Annotated in this window: 7 protein-coding genes, 1 tRNA gene and 1 pseudogene; 5 read left to right on the top strand and 4 right to left on the bottom strand. The window is 47.6% G+C overall.

Annotation, left to right across the window (positions count from 1 at the left end):
- Positions 1–49: 49 nt before the first annotated feature.
- A pseudogene (locus tag BZG14_RS14360) lies at positions 50–178 on the top strand (transcriptional regulator); the annotation flags it as partial.
- Positions 179–309: 131 nt separating this feature from the next.
- On the opposite strand, the gene BZG14_RS14355 reads toward BZG14_RS14360, so the two are convergent.
- Positions 310–397, bottom strand: a tRNA-Ser gene (locus BZG14_RS14355).
- A 229-nt stretch (positions 398–626) separates the two neighbouring features.
- Between BZG14_RS14355 and BZG14_RS14350 the strand changes: the two genes are divergently transcribed.
- Positions 627–1,199: a UPF0149 family protein gene (locus tag BZG14_RS14350; protein ID WP_077577274.1), complete on the top strand. Its 573-nt coding sequence runs from the start codon at positions 627–629 to the stop codon at positions 1,197–1,199.
- 1,017 nt (positions 1,200–2,216) lie between these two features.
- On the opposite strand, the gene BZG14_RS14345 is transcribed toward BZG14_RS14350, so the two are convergent.
- The 3 genes from BZG14_RS14345 to BZG14_RS14335 form a co-directional block, all read right to left on the bottom strand.
- A complete protein-coding gene (locus BZG14_RS14345; RefSeq protein WP_077609048.1) occupies positions 2,217–2,804 on the bottom strand; it encodes a YrbL family protein in 588 nt (195 codons plus the stop codon).
- A 528-nt stretch (positions 2,805–3,332) separates the two neighbouring features.
- On the bottom strand, positions 3,333–3,620 hold the full coding sequence (gene nadS, locus BZG14_RS14340) for a NadS family protein (protein ID WP_077609047.1): 288 nt from the start codon (positions 3,618–3,620) through the stop codon (positions 3,333–3,335).
- Positions 3,617–3,952, bottom strand: coding sequence for a type II toxin-antitoxin system RelE/ParE family toxin (locus BZG14_RS14335; protein ID WP_077609046.1), 336 nt, complete (start codon positions 3,950–3,952; stop codon positions 3,617–3,619). The genes nadS and BZG14_RS14335 overlap by 4 nt, the downstream gene beginning before the upstream one ends.
- 384 nt (positions 3,953–4,336) lie before the next feature.
- Between BZG14_RS14335 and BZG14_RS14330 the strand changes: the two genes are divergently transcribed.
- From BZG14_RS14330 to BZG14_RS14320, 3 genes are all read left to right on the top strand, one after another.
- Positions 4,337–4,822: an REP-associated tyrosine transposase gene (locus BZG14_RS14330; RefSeq protein WP_077609045.1), complete on the top strand. Its 486-nt coding sequence runs from the start codon at positions 4,337–4,339 to the stop codon at positions 4,820–4,822.
- A 284-nt stretch (positions 4,823–5,106) separates the two neighbouring features.
- Complete coding sequence (locus tag BZG14_RS14325) at positions 5,107–5,520, top strand: HI0074 family nucleotidyltransferase substrate-binding subunit (RefSeq protein ID WP_077609044.1); 414 nt, start codon at positions 5,107–5,109, stop codon at positions 5,518–5,520.
- Complete coding sequence (locus BZG14_RS14320) at positions 5,510–5,830, top strand: nucleotidyltransferase family protein (RefSeq protein WP_443509109.1); 321 nt, start codon at positions 5,510–5,512, stop codon at positions 5,828–5,830. Before BZG14_RS14325 ends, BZG14_RS14320 begins: the two co-directional genes overlap by 11 nt.
- The last annotated feature ends 325 nt before the right edge of the window (positions 5,831–6,155 follow it).

Genomic DNA, 6,155 nt, shown 5'->3' with positions numbered 1-6,155 from the left:
TAAATACTCTAACCTCATTTTAATGAGTAATATTTTACTCTTAACTTGAAAAGCCTCAAAAAACACCCTGGCTGTCAGTGCCGCAGAGCGTACAACCGAAGCGAACAAAATCATCAAACGCCTATTGTTTGGTGAGTTAACCCAAGGCCAAGCGTTAAAAAACTTGCGTGTTAACATAGGCTGAGATCGCTACTTACGGAGCGTGAAACGGATTGAGAGTGCTGTGCCAAGACGCATTAGATGCTGCGCAAAAACAAATAGCAAAAACCAAATAGCAAAAAACCGCCACGCGGGCGGTTTTTTTAATGATGGCGGTGAGAGAGGGATTCGAACCCTCGATACGTTGCCGTATACACGCTTTCCAGGCGTGCTCCTTCAGCCACTCGGACACCTCACCATATTGTGTGTTAAACGACGTTTACACTGGGTGACTTATAACCCCACTGTCGCGTTAACGGGGCGTACTATAGAGAGTTGCTGCTTTGCGGTCAAGTTGTTGGTGATAGGTTTAGGTTTAAATGGCTATTCCATCACCAGTTGCATCTATATGGATAACATCAGCTGGAAGCAAGTGAGCATGAAAGCTGTTAAACTCAGCACACAAATCGAATACGAATGAGAGCCTGATGACTTTATCCGAATTCCTTATCCAACATGCTGATAGCGCGCAACTGCTTAACGAAATGCAAACCCGTGGTGTGGTGACCGCCATGGCTGCCGCGCCCCATGTCATTAGCCCCAGTGAGTGGCTCCCGGTAATGTGGGGAGGTGACGAGCAAGCGCCATTTGAAAGCCATGAGCAGTTTGAGCAGTACGCGAACCTGATTGTCGATATTTGGAATGCGCAGCGCCAACAGCTGTTGGAAAAAAATTGGCAGTGGCCGGAAGGGTGTTTGTTGGATGACGCCGAAATTGTCAACCAAGCCACGCGCGATTTCGCCGAAGGCTTGTTGCAAGGCTGGAGCCTCACCCGTGATGACTGGGAAACATTGATGCCGGAAAACACCGATGGCAATGCCCTACTCGGCGGTGTCGTGCTTTCTATCAGCTTGCTTTACGATCCAGAAACTGCCCTTTCTACCATGGAAGCACAAGGCGCAGAAGAGTTGGCACAGTTTGAGGAAATCTTCAACGCCATGCCAACTATGTTGTGTGGCCTCACCCACCACGGCGCGGCACTGGCGGAGGATGCGGAGTAAATAACCGGTGGTGCCATTGGTGTAGGTGACACAAGCCCTTACGCGATATTGGATAGGTGTAAGATTGCCAACGGGCGCCTGTCACGATCGGTGCCAAATTTAACATCGGTGCGAAATTTGGCCGCCAATGTCGGAGGCGCGCTTTGGCTTGGGTATTCATGATTCACACCGCACCGGCGCTTGTCCGACCTACGCCTGGTTTATATATCGATGGTTCCATTGGCTACGATTACTCGTTCCCACGCTCCTGCGTGGGAATGCATACAATGACAAAATTTATACATCGATGGTGCTATTGGCGTAGGTGACACAAGGCCCGGCAAGGTGTTGGGTATGTGCACATTGCCAACTGGGCGCCTGTCACGATCGGTGCCAAATTTGGCTTTCATGTCGGATGGCGCCGTGCAACGGGCGCGCGGCGGAAATCACGCCAAGCTTGTGCGATCGAGAAGGCGCTTATGCCGACCTACACATACTTTAACGTCAATGATGCCATTCACGATCGGCTCCAATATTTTACTCGTTCCCACGCTCCTGCGTGGGAATGCATACAATGACAAAATTTATACATCGATGGTGCCATTGGCGTAGGTGACACAAGCCCCKGCAAGGTGTTGGGTATGTGCACATTGCCRACTGGGCGCCTGTCACGWTCRGTGCSAAATTTGRCCGCCAATGTCGGAGGCGCGCTTTGGCTTGGGTATTCATGATTAACACCGCACCGGCGCTTGTCCGACCTACGCCTGGTTTATATATCGGTGATTCCATTGGCGACGATGACACAAGCCCCGGGACTTTGTTGGATATGGGCACATTGTCAACGGGCGCCTGTCACGATCGTTGTCAAATTTGACCATGATGTCGGAGGCGCGCAGGCTAGACCGAGACTCAAGTTAACATAGTGCTGGCGCTTGTCCGACCTACGCCTGGTTTATGTTTTGCTGGTCCGTTAGGGGACGAAAATAGTTCCGGCATGATGTTGCGTATACGCAAGTTGCCAATGGGACACTGGTTAATTCACGCGATTTCGGTGTCACCACATCCCACATTTTCTACTGGCTCGCCGATGAGTAGCTTTTCAAGCTTTCTTTTGGCAGGCTTAAGCGATTTTTGCGTTCGCCAACGACTGATTAGTGGTACCTTTTGATATAGCCAAGCGCGTTTTTCTTTAGGAGGAACAATGCCGTCAATGATGTAGAAGTTATCTTTATCCACCACAATGTTGTTCAAATTGGTATCGATAAAACAAATCTTGGTGTCTTTCAAATATTGTTCGACACCAACAAATATCTTGGACGCCTTTTCTCGAGATAGCTTGTCCTTCTCCAGTAAGCTTAAAAAGGTTTCTCCGCCATTTTCCCCAATAAAATCAAAGACTAACCCTGCGCCTAAATCTGTGTCGATAAATCCATAACATTGCGGTAAATGGCTGGTATCTACATGCTTCTTGATTAGATACTGATAATAGTCCCACTCCCTTGCGTTCACATCACTCGGCTGATTCGCTTTCATGATTTTAATGCACTTTGTTGAGTCGTGGGGATGCTGGTAGCAGTCTCGGGTTTGTCCGCTGCCAATAGGCTTATGGTTCTGTAAATAGATCATTGTCTCTAGCCAGTTTATTATTCTTTTCGTCTAAAAAAGCGAACACGCAGATTATCGATCTGTCATCAGACAGTCAAATATATGTCAAATTATTTCCGGCCATTTCTCACAGTAAGGGCTGATCGTTAACTAGGGGGTTGTGAGGGCGTGGGGAGCGTCCGCAGACTGATGTCGGTGGGCGCCTGTCACGAGCAGTGCTAAGTATAACCGCTCATGTCGGAGGCGCGCTTTGGCTTGGGTATTCATGATTAACACCGCACCGGCGCTTGTCCGACCTACGCCTGGTTTATATATCGATGATCCCATTGGTGTAGGTGACACAAGCCCCGGTAAGATGTCGATATGACGCATTGGGCCAACGGGTGCCTTTCACGATCAGTGCCAAATTTAACATCGCCGCCAAATTTGGCTTTCATGTCGGAGGCGCCGTGCAACGGGCGCGCGGCACACATCGTGATATTGATTGGCATTGTGCTGGCGCTTGTCCGACCTATAGATTTCTTAGGTAATATAAACAACTTGCTGCCACTAATGAGCTTCTAATGCTTTATAAAACTCAGGGTTATCTTTAATAGTGTGAAGCACCTTCGCCGCTAAGCCTGAGGGGTTACGACGCTTATTTTCCCAGCTTTTTACTGTCTCAACACTCACGCTCATTGCTTTGGCAAACTCAGAGCGCGATACATTCAGAATATCTTCACGAATAGCCTTAACGTCTTCAATGGCATAAGAAGTAACACGAGAGGGCTCCATGTTTTCTTTCTTGATTTCGACTGCCTCTTCAAGGGACATCTTAAGATCTGCAAAAATACTCATTTCCCATTACCTCGAAGTTGTTTAACTAGTTCTTTCAACTGCTTTTTCTCTTCATGTGTCAAAGTTTCTTGCGTTGCTTTAGCATACACATACACTAAATAAATGGTTTCAGCGTGAGCAAAATAATATAGGACCCTTAGACTCCCGCTCTTTCCTTGCCCTTTCTTGGCCATCCTGACTTTTCTTAGCCCACCTGTACCTTGAATCAGATCGCCCTTTTCGGGTTGAGTGATGAGTTCGCTCTGTAGCTCTTTCAATTCATCATCAGATGCGAGTGCAGTAATTAATCTGGTAAATGTTGGGGTCTCAATAAAATGGAGTGCGTGGCTCACGTTTGGAGCTCCTTATACCTTATAGTATGTGTACTAAGTACCCGATGTCAACATAACCTAACGAAACGATGGGTACACAGTACACTAAGAATGTGTTCGTTGATGCACTGCGCCTGTTACGTTCGGCGCCAATTTTGGCCTCAATGTCGGATGGCGCGCGGCCGGCTTGGGTATTCATGACTGGCACTGTGCTAGCGCTTATGCCGACCTACGCTTGGTTTGTATATCGGTGGTGCCATTGGCGACGGTGACACAAATCCCTGCACAACAAACACTTTCGATCTTGTTTCTCGGCTGAATTCTAATTTATTGTAATGAAACTTGATTCCTGCCTTGGGTTCGCGTCACTTGATCGTATGTGAAGGTGGCAAAAGAGAGCCTGGAATGCGGTATCGGAGAAATTATGCACATGGTGGCACGTATTTTTTTACGGTAAATCTACACGACAGAGAGATGCAATTGCTCACGGAGCATATAAGGTTACTGCGTTCAGCGGTGGCAACCGTCAAAGCGTCTCGTCCTTTTCAAATCGATGCTTGGGTTGTTTTACCTGATCATTTACATGCTATTTGGACACTTCCCGATAATGACTCAGATTATTCAACTAGTTGGCGCGAGATAAAGAAGCTATTTACTAAAAGTGTGTCGCGAATTGATAAGCGACTCGTTACAGGAAAAGGGATGGTATGGCAAGATCGGTTTTGGGAGCATACAATCAGGGATGAGCGAGATTTTAAGCATCATTTTGATTATGTGCATTTCAATCCGGTTAAACATGGTTGGGTTGAGCGCGTCGTTGATTGGCCGTATTCCTCATTTCATCGTGAAGTTAAAAGAGGGAGTTATCATCCTTCGTGGAATTTGTATTGAGCTATTACCCGTGCAGAACGATAATTTAAATGCCGATGATACCATTGGCGTCGATGACACAAGTCTCTGCAAGATGTTGGATAAGTGCACCTTGTCAACGGGCCCCAGTCACGATCGACGCCAAATTTAACCGCCGATGTCGGATGGCGCGCGGCCCACATTGTGATACTTATTGGCACTGTGCTGGCGCTTATGCCGACCTACGCCTGGTTTATATATCGGTGGTTGTATAGGCGTATGGCACAATTCGGGGATCGACTCCTTAACCCTGCAACGAGATGAAAATGACGGATACACACCTAGAGCGCTGGCAACTTCGACTTCAAAACCTGATTAAAGCACAACGTCGGCTTGAAAACGCTTGCGGGCAAGAAAGCTATAATGAACTTGAGCTGGCAGGCCTCGTACAAACGTTTGAGTTTACTTTTGAGCTCATGTGGAAAACCTTAAAAGACTTATTAAACTATGAAGGGTTTGATGTTGCATCGCCGCGCAGTGTTATTCGCACAACGTTAGAAGCCAACCATCTGTCGTCAGATCAGTGTGAAACCTTGCTTGACGCGCTAGTAAAGCGAAACTTGCTTTCGCATACCTACGATGAAAAAAATGCCCTTGAGGCACAAAGACTGATCGTCAAACATTACGCACCTATTATTGCCGAGATAATGCGTTATTTGGAGAATAAAAGTGGGCAATAATGCCACGTTGATGATGGATATGGGGTTAAAACCGCATCAATTTCAACTGCTCCAGGATATGGTATTCAGCCACCCTGGCGTCCAACACGCCTGGATCTTTGGCTCTCGCGCAACCGGCACATTTAGAGATAATTCCGATATCGACATCATGCTTGAGGGCAACGCATTAACATTCGATGATCTTGCAATAATACAAGATAAACTCGAGCAATCGACGCTTCCTTTCACCGTTGATATCGTACTCAAACATCAAGCCCAATCGTCCGAGCTCATCACACGTATTCGCGAAGAAGCCAAGCAAGTAAAGTAATCCAAAGGCGCCATTGGCGTCGATGACACAAGCCCCGGGACTTTGTTGGATATAGGCACATTGTCAACGGGCGCCTGTCACGTTCAGTGCGAAATTTGGCCGCCAATGTCGGAGGCGCGCTTTGGCTTGGGTATTCATGATTAACACCGCACCGGCGCTTGTCCGACCTACGCCTGGTTTATATATCGGTGATTCCATTGGTGTAGGTGACACAAGCCCCGGGACTTTGTTGGATATGGGCACATTGCCAACGGGCGCCTGTCACGATCGGTGCCAAATTTAACATCGGGATTAATCTTTGGCTTTGATGTCCGATGGCGCCGTG

The sequence above is a fragment of the Salinivibrio sp. IB282 genome (assembly GCF_001995685.1).
Classification (GTDB): Bacteria; Pseudomonadota; Gammaproteobacteria; order Enterobacterales; family Vibrionaceae; genus Salinivibrio; species Salinivibrio kushneri.
The sequence above is the reverse complement of the archived record's forward strand: the minus strand, read 5'-3'. Positions and strand labels throughout refer to the sequence as shown.